A 20,764-nucleotide genomic window follows, 5' to 3' on the forward strand; every position below is an offset into this window, starting at 1 on the left:
TGAGGTAGATTCCATGACGAGCGCAACCGCTGTTCAGCTTTTCGGACGGTCTGTAGAACATTTGCGACATGGAAATTCCTCCGCGCCAGCTTGGTGATGACGTCGAAGCACCGGCTAATCGATCCCGGCAAGAGTTCGCTTAACGACGCGCGGGCTCAGAGAAGGTTCGGCGGCGACACCGGCTCCCCCGACGAGGAGACAATCGTCGAACCATAGGGCTCCCGTGCCGTCACCATAATCTGGTCGTTCGCCAGCGGCCGGGCCAGCGCTTTCGCCTCCTCCCAGGGTGCACTCATCCAGACATAAGTTTCTTCCTTCGTCAGGAGCAGGACCGGCATTGCCTTCTGATGGATTGGCTTGACCACATCGTTGGGATCGGTCGTCAAAAAAGCATAGAGATCGTCTGTCGTCAGGCCGTCCTTCACTTTCCGAACGCTCTGCCACTGGGGGACGTGAACACCCGCGAAGAACATCAGTGGCTTGCTTACGTCACGCGCGAACCAGGCGTTCGGCGTACTGCCACCCTCTTCCTTGCTGGCGGGGTCCGGCTCGGCAAAAGAGGTCACTGGTACGATGCAACGGCTCTGGACGCCAAACCATTTCTTCCAATGCGGAAGATTGAGATTTCGGATGTTTGTGGTGCCCTTATCCGGCTCCATCCGGATCAGCACCTCCATATCGACCGGCTCGCCCTTCTGCCGCAATTTTTCGGCCCGGGCTTCAGCCGCTTGCTTGATCGCGAAAAACGGTGACGGCAATCCCCACCGCGCATGCACGAGCTGTTTGCGGCCGTCGGCTGTGTTGCGGATAATTGGTCCCGCCTGGTCGGGGTTCATCTGGTAGGCAGGCATAAGGTTGATCAGGCTCTCTGCGTCCTGCGCCCATTTGCTGACCCAGTCCTTGTCCTCCATGCGGTAGAGATTGCACATGGATGCATTAACCTTTCCGTCTCGCAAGCTTATACCTTAGGGCAACCCTGGCCAACCCGCCTGTTAATTCAACGGGCGGAGTGACCTGCATGGCATCTCGAATGTGTATGATTGGCTCTCTCTATTGAACTCCAACGTCGAAGCAACGATCTCACATTTGGCGGCTTCCCAACCTTGAAACGCTTGAAATATATCTTTGTCTGCTCCGACATCGACCATAAAACGAAGTCGGGTGCTCGTTTTTGGCAGCACCGTTGGCACCGTTTCCGGCGAAACGTCTGCCTCGTAGATTTTTTTGTTTTCCCCTAAATTGACGATCACTTCGACCTTGGCAATAGCTCCAGGACCGTTTCCGCCGTTTGTTACGAGCAGGAAAAGACCCGCTTCTGTATCATCTCCACCGTAAGAAGCTTGGAGATTTGATCGATCTGAAGAAAGGAGCTTAAATAGAGCGGGCACCGAGGTGGTAGCGACTGAAAGGAGTGCTGTTATCAATGCAACCATAGTTGTGTTTGTAGAAGCAACACGCCGCCAGCCTTGGAAGCTCTCGCATTTGACGCACTTGATTGCGGGGGTCGGCATAGTTGCCCCACAAATCGCACAGGTTTTGGTCGGAGTGTCCTCCGGAAACTCTCCAATCTTTAGGCTCACCTTAATTGCCCCCGCCAACTTAGAAGAGGTAGAAAAGCTGTACTTGGCTAAAGTGTAAAAATGCTTATAATGACTAATGATTGCAAGATATCACGTTAAATGTACTCACAGAAGTCATGGATCGAAAAAATGGCGCAACTGCCCCCAACGCTGCTGACGATTTTTCTACTCAGTGCGGCGATGGAACCTGAGGTCGCTTACGGCGACGCTGTCATCTGTGTGGGCAGATATAAGAGAAATTGCCCGGAAAAGCACGATTACTTTTACACTTGCGGTACCAATGTTGAGAAATTGGCAGAGGCGATTTGTGGCGCAGGCGATCCTCCGACCTACAACCTCCTGCCTATTGTTACGCAAAAGGTACCGAAAGGAGTTTGTGACTACCGCGTTTTAACAGTTGCTTGCAAAAAGTAGTAACTCGTGTCCACGTGGAGCGGAGAAATGATATGCGATTGATGGCGTTGGCGATTATTGCAATTTTGGGGACTCCATCGTCCACGTTAGCCCAAGATTTGCCATCTTTCGCATTGTGTGAAGGAGAATACCAATCTCGATGCCCAGCCAACACTGAAGCTTATACATATTGTTATACAGTCAAGGATTGGGCGGAACGTGTATGCAAACAATCGGAATTGTCCGGAAATTATACGGCGGTTCAGCTCTATAGTAAGGGGGGAAATAAATGTGGTTACTCAGTTTGGAAAATCACATGCAAGCGCTAGTAAGTTCGCCTGAACGCTAATGGAAGTTCCGGCTCTTCACCTTGAGCTGATCGATATGCAGGTCCGGAATGAAAATATCCCGCGATTTCATTCCCTGCCCTGACGGCTCCCGCGAATCCGGCTTGCCCGGCGTGCCATGGTCGAACTCATCGCCCCTCCCCGTCGGCAGCCTGAATTCCAGATCGCGATCTGTGAGGCTCGTCAGACTTCCCGACAGGTCAAACAGTTGCTGCGCTACCAGGTGAACAACATCGCCCTCCCTCTGGATGCGGCCGTTGATCGCCATCATCGAGGCCCCGAGCGCAACGCGTCTGGCCCGCTCGAACAGCTTCGGCCAAATGACGACGTTGGCGACGCCGGTCTCGTCTTCAATGGTCATGAAGATCACACCCTTTGCCGAACCGGGTCGTTGGCGCACCAGCACCAATCCCGCTGCCATCAGCCACCGGCCATCGCGAGCCGACATCGCATCAGCGCAGGTGACGATGCGCCGTTCAGCAAGCTCCTGACGAAGGAAGCTGACGGGATGTTCGCGCAACGTCAGCCCGGTGTGCCCATAATCGAGGACGACATTGTGCCCCTGGGTCATCTGCCGCAGCTCGACCGTCGGCTCCTGCTGCTCGGCAATCGTTCTGGCCTCTCGTTCGGCCGCCGCTGCAAAGAGTGGCAGAGGCTCGTCTCGCAGTGCCTTGATCGCCCAAAGCGCATCACGCCGTTCGAACCCGAGAGACGGCAAGAAAGCATCTGCTTCTGCAAGCTCCACCAGCGACGCTGCAGGCACACCAGACCGTCGCCACATGTCATCGACGCTGTCGAAGGATTGATCGGCACGCGCGGCAACGATCCGAGCCGCATCCGCCGTGGCTAGGCCGCGCACCATGCGCATGCCAAGGCGGATGGCATGAAGGTCCGAGCCGTCGATAGCTTCCAGTGTGCAATCCCACCGTGACTGGTTGATGCAAACCGGTCGGACTTCCACGCCATGTTCCCGAGCATCCCGGACGATTTGGGCCGGTGCATAAAAGCCCATGGGCTGAGAGTTCAAAAGCGCCGCGCAGAAGACGTCGGGGAAATGGCATTTGATGTAGCTCGACGCATAGGCGATCAGCGCAAAGCTTGCGGCGTGACTTTCTGGAAAGCCATAAGACCCGAATCCTTCCAATTGGCTAAAGGTCTTCTCGGCGAACTCTCTTGTGTAGCCATTTCTGATCATCCCATTCACGAGCTTGTCCTGGAATCGCGAGACACCGCCCGTGAACTTGAAGGTAGCCATCGATTTCCGGAGTTGGTCCGCTTCACCACCGGTAAAGCCTGCACAGACCATCGCCACCCGCATCGCCGACTCTTGAAACAGCGGCACACCCAGCGTTTTGTGGAGAACCGCCTCCAACTCGGGCGTCGGGTATTCGACTTTCTCCTTCTCTTCCCGGCGGCGGAGATAGGGATGCACCATGTCCCCCTGGATGGGACCGGGTCGAACGATGGCCACCTGGATCACCAGATCGTAGAAAGTCTTTGGCTTCAGGCGCGGCAGCATGCTCATCTGGGCCCGGCTTTCGATCTGAAAGGTGCCGAGCGTGTCGGCCTTGCGGATCATCGCATAGGTAGCCGGGTCCTCCTGCGGGATTGTCGCGAGATCGAGATCGATCTCCTTCTCCTGGGCGAGGAACGCAAAACTCTTGGCCATGCAGCTCAACATGCCGAGTGCCAAGATGTCCACCTTCATAAATTTCAGCGCCTCGACATCGTCCTTGTCCCACTCGATGACCTGGCGATCCACCATCGACGCAGGCTCGATAGGAACCAGGTCGTCCAGACGATCATGTGTCAGGACAAAGCCGCCGGGGTGTTGTCCGAGATGGCGTGGGGCTCCCATCAGTTGCTGAGCGAGCTGGAGCGTCAGGGCAAGACGCCGGTCCTCGGGATTGAGGTTGAGGTCCCTGACCTGCTTCTCTCCGACCTCCTCAGTCCAAGCCCACACCCCTGATGACAACGCTGTGATCAGGTCCTCAGGCAGACCGAGCGCCTTGCCGACGTCGCGGATCGCTCCCTTTGTGCGATAGCGTGTGACTGTCGCACAGAGCGCCGCCTTGTGCTTCCCATAAGTCTTGTAAATCCACTGGATGACCTCCTCCCGACGTTCGTGCTCGAAGTCGACGTCGATGTCCGGTGGCTCATCGCGTTCCTGGCTGACGAAGCGCTCGAACAGGAGGTCGTTGGTGTCGGGATCGATGGAGGTGATACTTAGCACATAACAGACAGCAGAGTTCGCCGCAGAACCGCGCCCCTGGCAGAGGATGCCCTGGGAACGGGCAAACCGGACGACGGAGAAAACCGTCAAAAAATAGGGGGCGTAACGCATCGTCTCGATCAGCGCGAGTTCGTGCCGGATGGTCTTTTCGACATGAGCTGGCAGCCCTTCCGGATAACGGCGTGGCACGCATTCCCAGACAAATTGCTCAAGCGACTGCTGTGCCGTCTTGCCGGGAACGATAGCCTCCTCCGGATACTGATAGGTCAACTCTTCCATGCTGAAGCGACAGCGCTCGACGATTTCCATCGTTCGGGCGAGCGCTTCGGGGTACCGGGAGAAAAGACGCTCCAATTCCTCTGGCGGCTTGATAAACCTGTCTGCGTGCCGTTCGCGCTCAAAGCCGACATCATCAATAGTCGTGCGCATTCTAATGCAGGTTACGACGTCCTGCAGCTGGCGGCGGCCCGGCTCATGGAACAGAACGTCGTTGGTGACGACGGTCTTCACCCGGTGCCGGACTGCCGCGTTGGAAATTTCATGCAGCCGCATCTGGTCATTTGGCCGTCGGCGCAGGCAAAGCGAAACATAGGCCCGATCACCAAAGACCTCGGTCATCTTTCGAAGCTGGATCGCACAGGTCTCGTCCGGCAGGTCGGGCACGAGGATACCGATCATCCCCTCCGCGTAGAGGGCGACGTCATCGAGCGTTAGAATACATTTGGCTTTGCCGCCTCTGCCCTTTCCGAGTGTCAGCAGCCGGGTCAGTCGGGAGTAGGCAGCCCGGTCCGTTGGATAGACCAGCATCGACATGCCGTCCTGCAGGTCGACACGACAACCGACAACCAGCCGCAGGCCTGTGGCACGAGACGCCTCCAGTGCCCGCACAATGCCTGCCAGCGAATTGCGGTCGACAATGCCAAGAGCCTCGACGCCAAGTTCCTTTGCGGTCGCAAACAGCTCCTCCGCCGACGATGCGCCGCGCAGGAAGCTGAAATGCGTTGTGACCTGGAGTTCGGCGTATCTCATGCGAATGTCCCGTGAAGAAACCACCGATGGGAGCCGGTTTGCGGATCGACACCGTCACCGGACCGGAAAATCCAGTAGCGTTCACCGGCCTCGTCCTCGACGGTGAAATAGTCCCGAACGGCCGTCCATTCCGATGTTCGTTGCCACCATTCGCCGAAGATGCGCTCGGGGCCGTCAGCCCGTTTGACGCGCCGCCGCTTCCCTCGCCAGGTAAACCAGACGGGTGGATGGTCAGGTAGCAGGGCCATGACCTCGATCAGTTCCGGTCGATCCATCAACCGGATCGGACGGGGCCAAACTGTTGGCCAGGTTTGCCCAACCTCAGCGGCGACGGCGGATATGCGCTGAACTGAACGTTCGGGAACATCGCTCGCGACAGGAGCAAAGCGATAGATGCGATAGGTTCCACGGTTGCCCAGGACATCGACGAACGCCCCGACGTCAACCGTGGCATCCTCAACCAGACTGGATGCCATTTGCTTGTCATCGAGTGGCTCGACCATGGTGGCCGCGAGACAGAGTTTTTCGATGCCGAAACCGGGATCGATCTTCTCGATGCGGTCACGCAGCAGCTTGGTCAACCAGACGACATCTCGCACCGGCTTGGCGGTACCGGCCCTGAGCGCCTGGATCGTGTTATCGACCCGGTGGACGATCAGGTCAGTGCGCCGGACGCCCAGCCCCTTTGCCTGAAGTTCCAGACAGAGCTTCGTTACGAGCCGCGCGATGTATTTTCCGATGGTCTCCGCAGCTGCAATTGGCTCGGCGAAAGCACGTTGGACCTCGATGATCTCGGGACATCGGATCGGATCAATGGGCTCGGCGACCCGGCCGAACATCTGGTCAAGACGGCGGCCAATCTCAGGGCCGAAGCGGAGGATGAGCGGCGCACGCGCTGTTGCAGCCAGCTCCCCGATGGTCTTGAAGCCGAGCGTACGCAGGCTGACTATCGCCTCGGCGCTCAGCCGCAGCGACGAAAGAGGAAGCCGTGCAACGGCATCTGCCGTTTTCCCTGTTGGAATAACCTTCGTCTCCGCCCTCATGGACCGCGCCAGCCCGAATGCAGCTCCCCAGGTATCGGCAATGACAGCACGAGCTGGCAGACCGCGTGCACGAAACCGGTTCACGAGACCGGACAGCATCAGCTCCTCGCCACCTTGCAGATGATCGGCTCCTTCTGTGTCCATCACGATGCCATCAGGAGGATCGGCTGCCACAACCGGCGAGTATTGAGACAGCGCCCAGAGCGTCACGCGTTCGAGTGCGGCAAGATCGGCGGCGGGATCGGCGTCAACCATGTGCAAGCCCTGAACAAGCGCCCGCGCTTTTGCAGCGGCCATGCCAACGTGCAAACCGAGCTTGGCGGCATTCGCATCGACGGCGGACAGCCACCGCTTCGACCCACTCCGGGCGACAATGACAAGCGGCGCTTCAGCCGGAATGGAGGGATCGGCGCGTCTGATCCGATCCGTCGGCAGCGTCGGAAGAAATACTGATACGACCCTGGTCATCACATGCACCTATGACGAAATCTGCGCTCTCTCCTGCTTTCACCCTGATCAGTTCAGCCAGCCATCGCGCTCGGCCGACACCTGGCACCGGAAGCGGGTCCGATGGTAGGACTGATATGCGCCAGCGTGAGGTCGCAGCCGTCGGATGCCCGAAATCTCCGGCCTCGGTCGGCCGCCGCCATCGTCGGATCACCAGACCCACGGTCCCGGACCCTTCGGCTGCAAGCTGGAGCCGCCGTGACACGGTCATAGGCAGCCGGACCACTTCGCCGACCACAGCGCCAAGGCCACCGAAACGAAGCGCCTCCTCGAAACTTTCCAGGACGAACTCCTCCTTGATCGCTTCGACATAGATGACCCGATCTGGATGAAGGCCGACCTGAGCAAGCGCCGGGGCGAACAGGTCCGGGCGAGCCAGGCACCAGACGACCTTGCCTTTGGTGCGAGCTGCGATGCCCGCGACAAACAACGCTGTCGCCGCACCATTAATCGCGCCTGCTCCTCCTCCAGCGAATTCGTGGATCGCACCATATGCCAAGCCGCCGCCGGGAAGTCGCCCGTCGATTTCGCGAACACCGAACGGCAAGACGGTTTTGGCACGGGCGACCGTCCCTTCGAGGTGCTGGATGCGATCTCGAAGATCGGAAATGATGGCGTTCGCCGCGTTCTGCGCCATACGGAGCCCTTGCTAAAATCAGGTTTTCATCTCGCTCAAAAGCGGATATGTTCTTTGTTTGTTCCTTATCGGAATGTGAGTCAATGTGCATATTCAGGCGAGCGTTCAGCGAACTGCAACCTGACAAATATCGCTTGAGCCGAAGAACGAATGGATTCAACCGCCTAACAACGGAACATCCACAGTTGCTAAAATGTCATCGATAAGAAAAAATACCTAAGATGAACTGGCCGTGGTTCGTCCGATGCCGGGTTGAAGAGGAGAATATCCGATGGCAGAGAATGTGGCCTCTTTCGACGAAAACCTGCAGAAATTGGTGGTAACGCCATTTGGCAACCACCCCCGAAGAACTGCGCATCGCGGCGATTGGATCGAAGATCGAGTTTGCGAAGAGTGAACTTCAGACGGTCCATGCAGGAAGGGTCAGGGTGGCAACCGATGACGGCAGTGAGCTGCCCATCGACTGTCTGGCGCATCTCGGGAGCGTCCTTTCAAACTACGAGCAAATGTTGTTCGACCAAATTGCGGACCTTGAATATCAGCAGGAGCTGCTGCGCTTTCCGCCAGACAAGAAAGAGGACCGCGAAGATGATGGAATTTCAGATAATCAAGACACCTGATTAAACCATGGATGATGCGACACGCGACAACGGCAATCGACAGCGCAAGGTAATTCATGTGGACATGGATGCCTTTTACGCCTCCGTCGAGCAGCGCGATAATCCCGATCTTCGCGGCAAGCCAGTCGCTGTCGGCGGGTCAGAAGCGCGTGGCGTCGTTGCTGCCGCAAGTTACGAGGCCCGCAAGTTTGGCGTCCATTCGGCAATGCCATCAGTCACTGCCAAGCGCAAATGTCCCGACCTGATCTTCGTCAGGCCCCGTTTCGATGTCTACAAGGCGGTCTCGCAGCAAATCCGGGAGATATTCGCCGAATACACGCCGATGATCGAACCACTATCGCTCGACGAAGCATATCTCGATGTCACCGACAATCTAAAGGGCATGGAAATCGCGACTGAGATCGCGCAGGAGATACGCGCCAAGATCAAGGCAGCGACCGGGCTGAACGCGTCTGCCGGAATTTCATATAATAAGTTCCTGGCGAAAATGGCGAGCGATCTCAACAAGCCAAATGGACAGGCGGTGATCACTCCGAAGAACGGCCCGGCGTTCGTGGAGGGCCTTACCGTCAAGAAATTCCACGGCGTCGGCCCAGCAACGGCGCAGAAGATGCATCGACTTGGCATCGAGACCGGAGCTGACCTCAAAGCTCGCAGCCTCGACTTCCTGATCGAACACTTCGGCAAGTCTGGGCCTTATTTCTATGGCATCGCACGCGGCCTTGACGACCGGCAGGTCAAGCCAGATCGCGTGAGGAAATCCGTTGGCGCAGAAGACACGTTTATGGTCGACATTCATTCGTTCGATCCGGCCCGGGAAGGCATCCAACCGTTGATCGAGAAGGTATGGACCTATTGCGATGCCAACGAAATCAGCGCCAAAACCGTGACGTTGAAGGTGAAGTACGCTAACTTCACTCAGATCACGCGCAGCAAGACGACAGCGATGCCGTTCGGGTCGCTTGCTGACTTGGAGGAGGCAGTGAACCTGCTTCTGCACGCGGTTTTCCCGGTCAACCGAGGGATCAGACTGCTCGGGGTGACGCTGTCATCGTTGGAGCGCCGGGCGGCTAAGCATGAACCGCCACAGCTTCTGTTGTTCACCTAGCTCGGGGCCAACTCGCTTTATGTCGCACCTCGCAGAGATTGTTGTAGGGGGCATCCGGGGTACCCGCCGCCGCCGTCTCGTTCCATACATCAGCCTGCTCGGCTTGATCGGTCGATGAAATCTGGTGTCTCGACGCGTAAGGGCCTCACCTTTTCCGAGTATCACCTTGCCGAATACATGTCGCCAACCGATAAAAGGTTTGTCACAACAGGAGCGAGCAGTGAGTTCTAAACCCACCCGCCAGGAGGTTCTACCTCTAAGGACCAGGCATGTTTTTCTCGATACCGAGGTTTATAGGCGGGCGGGATATAACGTCCGCAACAGCCAGTTCAAAGTCTTTGGAGATTATATTCTGGCTGGGAAGCTCGCCCTTCACACCACAGACATCACTTACGCTGAAGTCAACCGCCAAATCATGGAACTGGTTTCGGAACGCGCTGCGCGGTTGAAGAAAATTGCCCGCGACTTTCAACGCATGTCCCAATTGAGCAGTGCCATTCCCAAGCTTCCGGAAATCGACGATAAAGAGTTGGGCCATTCTCTGTGGAAAGCGTTTCTGGACGTCATCGTCAACGACTTCAACTCCAATCACATTTTGGCGCAACAGATACCGGCTTCCAGGATTTTTAAAAAATATTTTGCAGGCGCTGCCCCATTCGCAGAACGAGGCAGCAAGGAATTTCCAGACGCCTTTATGGTAGAGGCGCTTGCAAATTTTTGCGACGAAAACTCCGCAAAAATGTACGTCGTGTCAGGGGATGCGCAGCTTCGCTCCGCCGCAGGATCGCACCCAGCGCTGATCCCTTTAAGTTCCATCGATGACCTCCTGGCGTCGTGCGCTGCCGAAAGTGACATTGATCTGGAGCCGTTAGTTGACCAGCTTTTTGACCATCCCGGATTCGATGATCAGCTGACTGAGGCACTGTTGAACGAAGCGCCTTATCTTGAAGGCCTCTATTTCGGCGACCTAACGGATGGGAGCGTCAAGGACATCTGGATTGACGAGGTGTTGGCTGTTGATGGCTACACTCTCGCGGCAATCGATGATGTCTTCGTCTCTCTTATTCTTGATGTACCATGCGTCCTGAAAGCCTCCGTAGACTACATTTACGAAGACCCTGACGTCGAAGAAGGTGACGCTCAGTACGTGACGACCGCAACCGACGCGATTAGCGACCATGTGCACCTCAAAGTTTACGTGCGCATCGATACCTCAACCGGGCGATTTGTCGAAAAAGAGCTTCTGACAAAACGAGCAATCTTCCAATGACGATTTCAAAAAGCTGAACCGACCTGATAAACGAGAAAATCGATGTCCCGTAAGTCTCCAAGCAAGCCCCCCGAAGTTCACACCGTGCTGGTCGTTGATTCAATTACTATGTGGGAGAAGCTGTGCTGGGATGTCGAACAATTTCAGGACATCCAGCGCTCTTATCCGAAGGAACGGCAGCCCCTCGCGTTTGCAGCCATCAATGTCTGCATTGCAGCTTGGAGTTTGGAACAATGGGCGAAGATCGCGTGGATCAAGAAGATGCGATCTGAAGGCAAGGAAGTTTCTGGCTTCTCCACTCTGGTTCGCCAGAACGTTCCTGGTCAGGGCATTTGCGCCGATGTCGCGAATACGTCAAAACACGCGAACCACAGAGACGAGGACTGGCAAGGCGGCGAAGTTCTCTTGGAATGGGAGGACGGCGACGAAGACGTGCCCTCTACCTTCTCGCTGAGGCACGTTGGTTCATCCAATATAGACAGAGCATCAGCCTACGAAACTTTCGAAAAAGTCCGTAACGACTGGTGGAAATTTCTGGTGTCGATTGGGCTAGCAAGCGGCCCTCAATATTCGCCAGAATTCATGCAAAACAAACTGAGACGAATTTTTGGTAGCCGAGACTATGAATTGCCGCCGAGAGGAAGGCCCACTGAGAAAAATTAGTTGGCCTGACAATTCGAGGCACGATGCCAGATCGTCTCACACGACAATACGAAAAGTTGTGGCTTAACACGCTGAGTTGCTACAGCTGATTGTCTTCCACATCGAAATACACTTCAATGAACCATTCGTAAGCTCAATGGTGATTTGATGCTGGCTGATAACGGTCGTCCCCTCAAAAAATATCGTGGCTCTCGATTCTTCAAATGTGATCTACAGATGCAGACGCCGTTCGATACCGGCCACTGGGTCGGAGAAGGGCACCAGACAGTTGAAGCCGCTGCGGAAGCATACATTCGCAGGTGCTACGAGGTCGATCTTGAAGTTATTGCCTTGACGGAGCACAACTTCGTATCGAAGCAACACATACCCGTCTTCCAGCAAAAAGCGAAGAAATTTGCCGAAGAGTTTGGCTACGAACTTGTCATCTTTCCTGGATTCGAATTCACTGCGAACGTTGGCAAGGGTGTTCATGTGCTCGCGTTGTTCGAGCCGAACGCTAACCTGGAACATCTCGATCACATACTAACCGAATGCGGCGTACCTTCACCGCGCCAGAACGAGTCGGGGCAACATGAGCCTTCGACGAAATCTTTGGACGAAATCATTCGCATCATCCAGGCTTCCAAGGAAAAAGGCGGAAAGCGCGGCCTTGTTGTGCTTCCCCACATCCAATCCAACTCGGGTATCTTTGACGGCGAGAAGATTGCGGAATGGCTCCAACAAAAGGAGTTCACTAATCCGGAGTTGCTCGCGGTGGAGGTGCCGAAATCGCCAAGCAAGATGAACAAGGCGTTCCAGAAGTTGTTTGGAAACGGCGATGATTGCCAACCCGGTTGGAAGCGAACACGTTCAATATGCTGTGTGATGTCGTCGGACGCGAAAACCTTGGTCGCCAACGACCTGTCAAGCAATGCTATTGGATCGAAATATACCTGGATAAAGATGAGTACGCCATCAATCGAAGCACTTCGGCAGGCGTTCCTCGACCACGAATCCCGCATCCGCAGGTCAGACGAGTATCCAGGTCGACCGGAGTTGGCTCATACTCACCCGCATATCGAAAGCATCAGGATCGGGGGAGCAAAATTTCTAGCAGATGAGGAGATACACTTCAGCCAAAACCTGACGACACTGATAGGTGGGCGCGGAACAGGAAAGTCTACCCTGGTGGAGTACCTCCGCATCGCGTTGGAGCAAGAGAACGCGCTAGGGACGGATACCAAAAGTCAGCTCTTCATCGATTTTGAGAACGTGCGCGACACGCTGGGCCTTCCGGGGTCAATGGTTGAGGTGACCTACAATAAAGGGGCCGACTTTAAAAACCAGAAAATACTGTTGTCGGTCGAAAACGGTCTCGCGAAAGGCATAGATGCCAGCTTTGGTGATATAAACACCTACCTACCAATCAAGATTTACAGCCGGGGCCAAATCGAAGCGATTGCGAATGACCCTCAAAAACAGGCCTCCATCATTGACGACTTAATCCTAGCGCCTTTGGAAGCCCTTAAAAACGAGGAGCGCGATGTCGTGCGACGCCTGCGCGACCTTAATGAGTCGCTACGGCAAGAACCGGACGTAGCATCTGCGCGGGGAAAGCTGGTCGCCGATATCTCTAACCTGAATGCGCAGATCGAGGCCATTCAAGGAAGAAGCTCCGGCCTTGAGAAGTGGTCGAAGTGGAATGGCGAACGACAATACCTTATTGGGCTCGAAGGTGCGGCGACAGAGCATGTTGATCGGTATTCCACAACGGTCGTGGGCAACGCGTTCAGCTACAAGGAGGCCGATCAGCCAGGGGAGAATACCTCGTTCCTCAACAGTCACCGCCAGCGAGTCGAAAAAGCGTTATCCGATTTCCAGACTGAAATTGCGAACGTCGTGGCCAATGTTAAGCAAGCGTTGACCATTCTTTCCAATTCGGATGAACGCGCCGCCTGGCAGACCGAGTTCGAAAAGATCGACGCCGAGAACAAAGCGACGGTCAAAGAACTGGCAGAAATGGGTATCAGTTTCGAGGCCTACGACGAGCTGTTCCGCCGCCGCGAGACAGCGCAGTCACAGCTCGTCGCGCAAGAAAAGCGTTTGGCCGAAATTGTTTCCAATCGCGAGGAATTCAACACAATATACACCAGCAAGCTTCTCGATATCTGGAAGCGGCAATTCGAACTACGGCAGGACATGGCGACGCGACTGAACGGCCAAGTCACCAAAACAAAAATTGGAACTCCTACGGTCAAGTCCGAAATAACGAAGCATGGTGATTTTAAGAGTTTTGCCGAATTGATGGCCGCTCACCACAAAGACAAACGCATTGTGAGTCAGGCGGACTGGGAAGCTATGCTCAAGGCAGCGTTCGATGTGGGACTGCAGAGCGATCAATCGCCGTTGGATGTGATCGAAAGTTGGATAAAGCTCGGCGGAACGCCGCCTGGTTTTCCAGCTGATGATGTGCAACCAAAGAAGCTGACTTCTATGGGCGAATGGCTGAGCGAGTGCGACATCAACGAGCTTCGAACGAACCGTATTTCAGATGCCGTTACCGTTAGCCTGAACCGCCGCGAAGACGGAAAACGAGTTGGTGATCTCGTGGGTAGAAAGTTATCCGCTGGTCAGAAGGCAACCACAGTCCTTTCACTTCTCCTCGCTGAAGGCACGTGCCCCATTGTCATTGATCAGCCCGAGGACGATTTGGATAACGAGTTTGTGTTCGAGCAGCTTGTCCCGATGCTTCGGGCAAGTAAAGAGAAACGGCAGATCATCGTCGTGACCCATAATGCAAACGTTCCCGTCAACGGAGACGCCGAGTTGATAGTGCCGCTCGAAGTCAGGGACAGCCGTGGCACCCAGAAGACAATTGAAAATGAGCTAACCGTTGGCGCATTGGATCGTCATCCGGTCCAGAGAGCAGTAGAGTTGATCCTGGAAGGGAGTTCTGAAGCCTTCAGGCGTCGTCGAGAAAAATACGGTGTTTGATGCCAATGAGGCGGCGGGTTAGTGAAGCCATTTACCAAGCGATGAATAAGACTTGAGGCACTGAGAAAGCCATCGCTATTTTTCCAAGGGCTGCGGATAGTGGTGCCGTGGTCGGAGGACGGCGGTCACTTCGAAGCGGCTTATGCATTGCTTTGATTCGGAACGAATCGGCCCCGAAACAATTGAGTCGCGACTCGTTGATTCGGGAGTAAAGCGTCATGCCAGGCGGCGGTCACCGCGCCCAGTGGAAGGGCTTCATCAGGTTCGGCGAAGTGAGTTGCGGAGTCGGGCTATATACGGCCGCAAGCACTTCAGAGCGGATTGCCTTCAACACCATCAATAAAGCCACCGGCAACCGAGTGAACCGTGTGTTCGTCGACAGCGAAACCGGCGACCCCGTGCCGCGCGAAGCCCAGGTCAAAGGCTTCGAGATTGAGAACGGTCAATACGTCATGATTGATCCCGAAGAAGTGGCAGCCGCCATTCCGGAGAGCAACAAGACGCTGGAGATCGAGGCTTTCATTCCCTGCTCGGATGTCGACGACGTCTATTTCGACAAGCCCTACTATCTCACCCCTACCGACAAGGTTTCGGAGGACGCATTCGCAGCCCTGCGCGACGGCATGCGCAAAACAAAGGTCGCGGCGATAGCGAGGACGGTGCTTTTCCGACGCATGCGGACTGTTCTCATCCGCGCTCAGGGGAAAGGGCTGATCGCGACCACCCTCAATTACGATTATGAAGTCCGGTCCAGCGCCAAGGCATTCGAGGAAATGCCGAAAATGAAAATCGAGGGCGAGATGCTCGATCTCGCCAAGCACATCATTTCCACGAAAAAGGGCAGCTTCAATCCGGCCGAATTCGACGACCGCTACGAGAGCGCTCTGGCAGAATTGGTCAAAGCGAAGATCGACGGTCGCTCCCTGCCGAAGAAGAAGCCGGTCAAGGTATCGCAGCCTAACGAACTGCTGGCGGCGTTGCGCGAGAGCGCTGGTATGATGAAAACGGCCGATAAGCCCAAGCGAACAGCCGCCAACGCCAACGCGGGCACCGGCCGTGCCAAGGCCCAACGGGCAGCTCCGAAATCTGGGTCCGCGCCAGCTGCGCACCGCAAGGCGAGCTGAGGAGGACGGCTATGGCCCCGCGTCCCTACTGGAAGGGCTACCTCAAACTTTCGCTGGTCACCTGCCCTGTGGCGATGTCTCCCGCGACAAGCGAGAGCGAGAAGGTTCGCTTCCACACCCTGAACAAGGAGACGGGCAATCGTGTCGTCTCCCAATATGTCGATTCCGTCACCGGTAAGCCGGTAAAGGACGAAAACGAAGCCAAGGGCTACGCTCGCGGCGAGAACGATTACATTATCCTGACGGATGACGATCTCGACGCCGTGGCGCTGGAAACGGTTCGGACAATCGATATCGAAAAGTTCGTCCCGCGAGACAGCATCGAATGGGTCTACTTTGAGAAGCCCCATTATCTGATGCCCGATGATCCGGTCGGTCAGGAGGCCTTTGCGGTCATCCGCGACGCCATGGCGGCTGACAATGTGCTGGGAGTTTCCCGCTTGGTTATTGGCCGCCGCGAGCGGGCGGTCGTACTCGAACCCCGTGGCGAAGGCATCGTTCTTTGGACGCTGCGGTTCGGCGACGAGGTTCGGCCGGAGGAAAGCTATTTTGAAGACATCGATGAGGACGCGGACCCGGACCTTGTTCCGCTTGTCCAGCAGCTCATCAAACAGAGGACGAAGAAGTGGTCTCCAACCATGGTTACTGATGCGATCCAGGAAAGCCTGCTGAAGATCATCGCCGAGAAGAAAAAGGCACTCACACCCAGGAGGAAATCAAAGGGCTCGACCAGCGGGACGAAGGAACCTTCATCCAACGTCGTCAACATCATGGACACGCTGCGCAAAAGCATGGAGGCCGAGCTTACAGGTCGGAAACAAAGCAAGGGATAGTCCCAAGCTTTCTGGTCTCGTGAGCCATATGAAATGACCGTCCGACGGCCAGCATGCGCCAGAAGAACCCAAGGCTTCCGGCAGTCGTGAAACCAGGCCCACACAACCCGTTGGGCACGCGAGCGATTTACCTTGCCGACGGGCTGCTACGCACACACGGGACCAATGAACTCTCCTCCATCGGAACCAACGCGTCGAGCGGATGCTTTCGGACGTATCGCGAGGACGTCGAGGAGCTTTATGAGATGGTGCAGCCAGGAACCCGAATAATCGTGAAGCGTTAAGGGGATCGGGCGCTCCGCTCGCGTGGACCAGCTAGTAGCTACGACCTACCCTTGCGGGCTAAGTGAAGCTGCGCTTCCTTTTGAAGCTTGCTCTCCCAACTTTTCAAACCCAGCTCCTCAACATCTGGGAGATGTCCCATCACCTTCCCGACAGCACCACCTTCTACCTGTCGGCATAGAAACTTGGTGCAGCGGAGCGGGTCTCCCCGTTCATCACGGAAGTCAACGCCCAATACGAGAAGAGCTAGGACGGCTTCGTCATCTGTCATTTGGCCTGTAGAAAACTGGTCCTCAAACTCGGTGGCGCTAGACTGCACGCGCCACCACTCGGGCATGCCTTCAATCAAGTTCTCAAAATTTAGGATATTTGAAGTGGGTGTCTTCTTCGATGATGCCGAAAAGCTTGCTAGAAAGCCGATCAATGTATTCTGCGACCTGCGGTGCAACTTTGCCATTCCTGGGCGGATTCAACAAGTTTCCTAATTGAAAGAAGCGAGGCACCGATCTGAGTGATCGCAGCATCAATTTCCGAAGCTCGAAGCTTCCATTCTGCGTAACTGCTGGCCATTTGTGATCTCTCCAAAAGACGCTGCAATCATACAATCGATACCGTGTGTCTCGATCCGCACGCCATTCGCATCCACAGAAAAACTGCGTTTCGTCACGCATTCGCGCCGGTTTTTCCTAATTTTTTAAAGTGAACGCTTGCTCTTTGAATTTAGGTCGATCAAATCGTTCACTATGGATCAATCGACAACAATCGTCAGGGACTTCCGAAAACGGCTCGAACACTATCACCGCGACGATGGTCTAACACTTCAAACATTCCCCAACGGCGCATGTGGAGACGCTTCAATTCTTCTGGCGCATCACCTAACCTGGCATGGCTTTGGCCCATACCGATACATCTGCGGCCGACGTGGTGATGCATCCCACGTCTGGCTTTCAGACGGCGAGTTGATCATCGACATAACAGCCGATCAGTTTGAGGACTTCAACCAAGCCGTCTTCATTGCCACGACTTCTCCGTGGCATGATGCATTGAATGGCGAAGACCTTCATGAAGCAACGGTTTCAGTGTGGGGAAGTGACTGGGAAGCGCGATTCCGGTCAACCTATGCCACCCTTATGAACGCCATGTCTTCGAACCCGCAAACGGTGAGAGGACAAACTACACCGCCGGGAGAGCCGCACGCTTCTGTTGACCGCCGGGCGGAATCCTCAATTGCCGATGGACAAACATTCTCGAACACCAAGACGTGACCAGAGCGTCGTATCTCCTATAGAGATGCGAGCTACCTTGGAAGCTCCGAGCACTTGGCGAAGGTTTGAGACGTCCTTTCCGTCAAGAGAAGCGAGATCGCTGATCTCGGCTAAGAACATCCACTTCCGCCGCAGCTCACAAATGTCGAGTCCGGTCGGATTTGAGGGCAGCATCTCATTGTTGACCAGGTTGTGGATGGTCATTCGTGATCGGCCCAACGCGAATGAGGCATCGCACTGTGTCAGAGGCACCTCGTCTGTGTAGGATGTGCAAATGCCGGAGTTAAGCACACGCGAGAGAGCGCCGATGTCTTCGCAACGCAGCTGTTTAACCAGCGCCGGTCCTGATGGCCGCCATCTCGCCGTCTGAAGGTCTCCATCGACAATCGCCTGGAATATGCGAACCCAATGTGGACCGGTTAAATGCGTCAGCGCGAAGCACATTGGCCAGAGGGGTAACATGTTGTCTGTCGCGGCAGAACTTGTGGTTCTTGACAGTTGATCGTGTACGGACGACCCCCAATGACCTGTACAACTCCCCCTCACCTCCTTCAGTAGCGCACCCAGCTCTGGCAACATACCTGCATCGAAGAGGTCAACCAGAAATGGGAGTGGAAGCCCCAGTTCTGCGGCGATGCTCCGAGCATGTGGCGAATTCCGCAGCAGCAGAACCGCCGCGTCGATTGGCGAGACATCAGTCGGGCTGCTGGCCAGCCGTTTCAGTTCGCCTCGGCTGTGCTTCAATGTGCGACCAGGTCGTGTCCCAGCCAAAGGTGATGACCAGTCAATTTTCCTCGCAACGCGCTTCCGGAGCCTTTTTTCGAAACGCTGCTTCAAAATCCTTCGAACTTGAGCAGAGAGCGTTCGATCAACGTGAAGTCTTTCAAATCCGACACCTAGTTCAGCTTCCTCTCGTGAAGCAGCATCATGGCTTTCTGCCAGTAAGTCGAAGCCATTTGGCCATTCCATTATCGCTCGCCCAGCCCGCTCGATGGAACTGACAGTTAAGCAATCACCCCAGCCTGGCGGAGTCTTGTCCAACCGACCGGCAATCTGAATCGCCAATTGGAATAGTTCCCCTCGCCCGACGTCAGTAAAGTCAGGATGCAACGTGCGAGCGGAACGACAGTGAGCGACCTCAGGGTCAATGATGTCTGTGACGAATTGCAGAGCTGCATCATCTCCTGCACCAACAAGTGGCTGCGGAAAGTCTCGCAGGTCGACAGCCCCCTCGAAGCAGTTCTGAGCGCTCGGGCATCGATCACAGAATTCCACGCCAAAGCTTCGTGACCAGCCGAGTTGCTCCTGGCAAACTGGGCAGTGGTCGAGTAAGCGCTCCCGCGTTGCAACATCAAAATTGAAGGGCTGCAGTGACCACATCGCCTTCTGCTTTCCGTATTTGCGAAGTGACGTTGGCGAAACACGACGTCGACTGGTCAGGTGCCCACGGCGCAAATTGACACCAAAAAACTCAACCCAATCCCGACTGCTTCCAGCGGTTTCCGTTAGAAACTGCTTTACGGCATCAGCATCCTTCCGGATACCAAGGGCGTCAATCAGGCGGCTTATATCGTCGGCCGCCGCGCCATGGAGTGCGGCCAAGCTCTTAAAAGACTTCGACTTCGCCAAATTCAGAACGACAGAACTGTCTGAGAATCCGTTACGGCTCACCGCTCGGAATGCAGCGTCCCGCAGGTGTTCGCCAGCCTCCAGATCGACTGGCACGGCTAAAGTACGGCCAACACTGGCGGCCAGTCCAACAATGTGGGCAATCTCAGCTTCGGGGCGCTCCAACAACTCAGTCATGAGCCGCCGCTCCCGTCGCAGGTGCAGCCTGGCTCCCCCGATCTGCTTTATCAAACGGATTATTGGTCGCAAGCTCGTTGAATACGGTATAATCGTCGGCCGCCGCCCGTAAGTGGTCGAACTCGACCCGCGCTGCACCGTCCTCAATTGCATAAAGAGCGGCTCGCTCGATCAAGTTTGCCGCATGGCCGAGATAGCCCCCACAAGCGACGAAAAGTCGCGCGGACACCTCCTTACTGATGAAGTTAGAGCGTTCGGCCAATAACCCCGAACGCTGTAGATGCAGGCCGATGAGACCAACAAACTCGCCGAACGCGTTGCGATGCTTCGGGTTCCTAAAGTTCAAGGGGCCCAGGAAGAGCTGTTTGAGGCATCTGGCGCGTATCTGTTTGTCGAGGAAGACCTTCTTCCTCGCTTCGCTGGTTCCCACAAAAACGACCGGGCAGCCACCAAGGAGAAAATCCTTCAGCGTGTTGTGCACCCTGGTAGCCTCCGACCTTGCATTGATGGAAGCCGCACCAATTCTGAGATGATTCATCTCGTCAAAGATCAACAGCTCCGTCCGAAATTCATTGATGTAGGTGAGAACGCGGTGCTTTTTGTTCCCTAGATTGCCAGTTTCTGGGCAGGGGTCGTGGTAGGCCCTGAGTATGTCTTCAAGAAGCGACATAAGGGTCGAGGTACCTGAGACGGAGATATGCACGACCACTCTCTGCAGTAGTGCGACGGCAACTCGCGGTGTGTCCCTCTCGAACAGCCCGGTTTCGTAGCAGTAGTCGACAATAGTTCGTTCCAGATAGGCCATCACGACCGTTGTTTTGCCACTCTGGGTATCGGCAAATAGCGTCGCGCACCTTGCCTCTTTTGCAAGGCTGGACCTTCCATTATCCGACGCCTGGCGTTACGAAGCGCGTCGAAGGTCTTGTGTGCCTCGCTCATGAAAGAATGCTCAATTCGCATATTTTTGAACAGGTGTTCGAGATCATCAACAGGGGACGTGATGTGCACGTTGGTCTCCTCAATGTCGGGATTTGCTGAACGGGGGACAAGC

17 protein-coding genes and 1 pseudogene are annotated in these 20,764 nt (G+C 55.5%); 10 read left to right on the forward strand and 8 right to left on the reverse strand.

The window, feature by feature from the left end; genetic code table 11:
• Window positions 1-155: 155 nt before the first annotated feature.
• Window positions 156-929 carry an SOS response-associated peptidase family protein gene (locus N2597_RS11455; protein ID WP_183599721.1) on the reverse strand — a complete coding sequence of 258 codons (774 nt, stop codon included), beginning with the start codon at window positions 927-929 and terminating at the stop codon, window positions 156-158.
• Window positions 930-992: 63 nt separating this feature from the next.
• Complete coding sequence (locus N2597_RS11460) at window positions 993-1,433, reverse strand: hypothetical protein (protein WP_183599723.1); 441 nt, start codon at window positions 1,431-1,433, stop codon at window positions 993-995.
• Window positions 1,434-1,709: 276 nt separating this feature from the next.
• Between N2597_RS11460 and N2597_RS11465 the strand changes: the two genes are divergently transcribed.
• Entirely contained in the window at window positions 1,710-1,994 is a 285-nt protein-coding gene (locus N2597_RS11465) for a hypothetical protein (RefSeq protein ID WP_183599725.1), read from the forward strand.
• Window positions 1,995-2,318: 324 nt separating this feature from the next.
• Here N2597_RS11465 and N2597_RS11470 read toward each other — a convergent pair whose 3' ends face one another.
• The 3 genes from N2597_RS11470 to N2597_RS11480 are packed head-to-tail and all read right to left on the reverse strand — an operon-like array spanning window position 2,319 to window position 7,769.
• Window positions 2,319-5,582 carry an error-prone DNA polymerase gene (locus N2597_RS11470; protein ID WP_183599727.1) on the reverse strand — a complete coding sequence of 1,088 codons (3,264 nt, stop codon included), beginning with the start codon at window positions 5,580-5,582 and terminating at the stop codon, window positions 2,319-2,321.
• A complete protein-coding gene (locus N2597_RS11475) occupies window positions 5,579-7,093 on the reverse strand; it encodes a Y-family DNA polymerase (protein WP_183599729.1) in 1,515 nt (504 codons plus the stop codon). The genes N2597_RS11470 and N2597_RS11475 overlap by 4 nt, the downstream gene beginning before the upstream one ends.
• On the reverse strand, window positions 7,014-7,769 hold the full coding sequence (locus N2597_RS11480) for an ImuA family protein (protein ID WP_183599731.1): 756 nt from the start codon (window positions 7,767-7,769) through the stop codon (window positions 7,014-7,016). The genes N2597_RS11475 and N2597_RS11480 overlap by 80 nt, the downstream gene beginning before the upstream one ends.
• A 329-nt stretch (window positions 7,770-8,098) precedes the next feature.
• Between N2597_RS11480 and N2597_RS11485 the strand changes: the two genes are divergently transcribed.
• From N2597_RS11485 to N2597_RS11520, 8 genes and pseudogenes are all read left to right on the forward strand, one after another.
• Window positions 8,099-8,389: a hypothetical protein gene (locus N2597_RS11485; protein WP_225881482.1), complete on the forward strand. Its 291-nt coding sequence runs from the start codon at window positions 8,099-8,101 to the stop codon at window positions 8,387-8,389.
• A gap of 7 nt (window positions 8,390-8,396) precedes the next feature.
• Window positions 8,397-9,497 carry a DNA polymerase IV gene (dinB, locus tag N2597_RS11490; RefSeq protein WP_183599737.1) on the forward strand — a complete coding sequence of 367 codons (1,101 nt, stop codon included), beginning with the start codon at window positions 8,397-8,399 and terminating at the stop codon, window positions 9,495-9,497.
• A gap of 220 nt (window positions 9,498-9,717) precedes the next feature.
• Entirely contained in the window at window positions 9,718-10,767 is a 1,050-nt protein-coding gene (locus N2597_RS11495) for a PIN domain-containing protein (RefSeq protein WP_183599739.1), read from the forward strand.
• Window positions 10,768-10,809: 42 nt separating this feature from the next.
• Complete coding sequence (locus tag N2597_RS11500; RefSeq protein WP_183599741.1) at window positions 10,810-11,430, forward strand: hypothetical protein; 621 nt, start codon at window positions 10,810-10,812, stop codon at window positions 11,428-11,430.
• A 147-nt stretch (window positions 11,431-11,577) separates the two neighbouring features.
• On the forward strand, window positions 11,578-14,403 hold the full coding sequence (locus tag N2597_RS11505) for a TrlF family AAA-like ATPase (protein WP_183599743.1): 2,826 nt from the start codon (window positions 11,578-11,580) through the stop codon (window positions 14,401-14,403).
• A gap of 218 nt (window positions 14,404-14,621) precedes the next feature.
• Window positions 14,622-15,527, forward strand: a complete 906-nt coding sequence (gene ku, locus N2597_RS11510; protein WP_183599745.1) for a non-homologous end joining protein Ku — start codon at window positions 14,622-14,624, stop codon at window positions 15,525-15,527.
• An 11-nt stretch (window positions 15,528-15,538) separates the two neighbouring features.
• Complete coding sequence (ku, locus tag N2597_RS11515) at window positions 15,539-16,360, forward strand: non-homologous end joining protein Ku (RefSeq protein ID WP_183599747.1); 822 nt, start codon at window positions 15,539-15,541, stop codon at window positions 16,358-16,360.
• A 38-nt stretch (window positions 16,361-16,398) separates the two neighbouring features.
• Window positions 16,399-16,644: pseudogene (locus tag N2597_RS11520) on the forward strand (L,D-transpeptidase); the annotation flags it as partial.
• Window positions 16,645-16,682: 38 nt separating this feature from the next.
• Here N2597_RS11520 and N2597_RS11525 read toward each other — a convergent pair.
• Entirely contained in the window at window positions 16,683-17,099 is a 417-nt protein-coding gene (locus tag N2597_RS11525; protein WP_183599749.1) for a hypothetical protein, read from the reverse strand.
• Window positions 17,100-17,385: 286 nt separating this feature from the next.
• On the opposite strand from N2597_RS11525, the gene N2597_RS11530 reads away from it, so the two are divergent.
• A complete protein-coding gene (locus N2597_RS11530) occupies window positions 17,386-17,907 on the forward strand; it encodes a hypothetical protein (protein WP_210289377.1) in 522 nt (173 codons plus the stop codon).
• Here N2597_RS11530 and N2597_RS11535 read toward each other — a convergent pair.
• Both N2597_RS11535 and N2597_RS11540 read right to left on the reverse strand, forming a co-directional pair.
• A complete protein-coding gene (locus N2597_RS11535; RefSeq protein WP_183599753.1) occupies window positions 17,866-19,713 on the reverse strand; it encodes a hypothetical protein in 1,848 nt (615 codons plus the stop codon). The two genes, N2597_RS11530 and N2597_RS11535, sit on opposite strands and share 42 nt — an antisense overlap.
• Complete coding sequence (locus tag N2597_RS11540; RefSeq protein WP_225881483.1) at window positions 19,706-20,518, reverse strand: TniB family NTP-binding protein; 813 nt, start codon at window positions 20,516-20,518, stop codon at window positions 19,706-19,708. Before N2597_RS11540 ends, N2597_RS11535 begins: the two co-directional genes overlap by 8 nt.
• Window positions 20,519-20,764 lie beyond the last annotated feature (246 nt).

Origin of the sequence: Rhizobium sophoriradicis (genome assembly GCF_025200795.1) — a bacterium.
GTDB classification, from domain to species: domain Bacteria; phylum Pseudomonadota; class Alphaproteobacteria; order Rhizobiales; family Rhizobiaceae; genus Rhizobium; species Rhizobium sophoriradicis.

What these genes read in the sequence shown, in the direction of transcription:
- N2597_RS11475 (WP_183599729.1), bottom strand. Translation starts at nt 7,093, where the DNA reads ATGACCAGGGTCGTATCAGTATTTCTTCCGACGCTGCCGACGGATCGG.
- N2597_RS11535 (WP_183599753.1), bottom strand. Translation starts at nt 19,713, where the DNA reads ATGACTGAGTTGTTGGAGCGCCCCGAAGCTGAGATTGCCCACATTGTT.
- N2597_RS11530 (WP_210289377.1), top strand. Translation starts at nt 17,386, where the DNA reads ATGGATCAATCGACAACAATCGTCAGGGACTTCCGAAAACGGCTCGAA.
- N2597_RS11480 (WP_183599731.1), bottom strand. Translation starts at nt 7,769, where the DNA reads ATGGCGCAGAACGCGGCGAACGCCATCATTTCCGATCTTCGAGATCGC.
- dinB (WP_183599737.1), top strand. Translation starts at nt 8,397, where the DNA reads ATGGATGATGCGACACGCGACAACGGCAATCGACAGCGCAAGGTAATT.
- N2597_RS11455 (WP_183599721.1), bottom strand. Translation starts at nt 929, where the DNA reads ATGTGCAATCTCTACCGCATGGAGGACAAGGACTGGGTCAGCAAATGG.
- N2597_RS11465 (WP_183599725.1), top strand. Translation starts at nt 1,710, where the DNA reads ATGGCGCAACTGCCCCCAACGCTGCTGACGATTTTTCTACTCAGTGCG.
- N2597_RS11500 (WP_183599741.1), top strand. Translation starts at nt 10,810, where the DNA reads ATGTCCCGTAAGTCTCCAAGCAAGCCCCCCGAAGTTCACACCGTGCTG.
- N2597_RS11505 (WP_183599743.1), top strand. Translation starts at nt 11,578, where the DNA reads ATGCTGGCTGATAACGGTCGTCCCCTCAAAAAATATCGTGGCTCTCGA.
- N2597_RS11525 (WP_183599749.1), bottom strand. Translation starts at nt 17,099, where the DNA reads ATGGCAAAGTTGCACCGCAGGTCGCAGAATACATTGATCGGCTTTCTA.
- N2597_RS11460 (WP_183599723.1), bottom strand. Translation starts at nt 1,433, where the DNA reads ATGGTTGCATTGATAACAGCACTCCTTTCAGTCGCTACCACCTCGGTG.
- N2597_RS11470 (WP_183599727.1), bottom strand. Translation starts at nt 5,582, where the DNA reads ATGAGATACGCCGAACTCCAGGTCACAACGCATTTCAGCTTCCTGCGC.
- N2597_RS11540 (WP_225881483.1), bottom strand. Translation starts at nt 20,518, where the DNA reads ATGGCCTATCTGGAACGAACTATTGTCGACTACTGCTACGAAACCGGG.
- ku (WP_183599745.1), top strand. Translation starts at nt 14,622, where the DNA reads ATGCCAGGCGGCGGTCACCGCGCCCAGTGGAAGGGCTTCATCAGGTTC.
- ku (WP_183599747.1), top strand. Translation starts at nt 15,539, where the DNA reads ATGGCCCCGCGTCCCTACTGGAAGGGCTACCTCAAACTTTCGCTGGTC.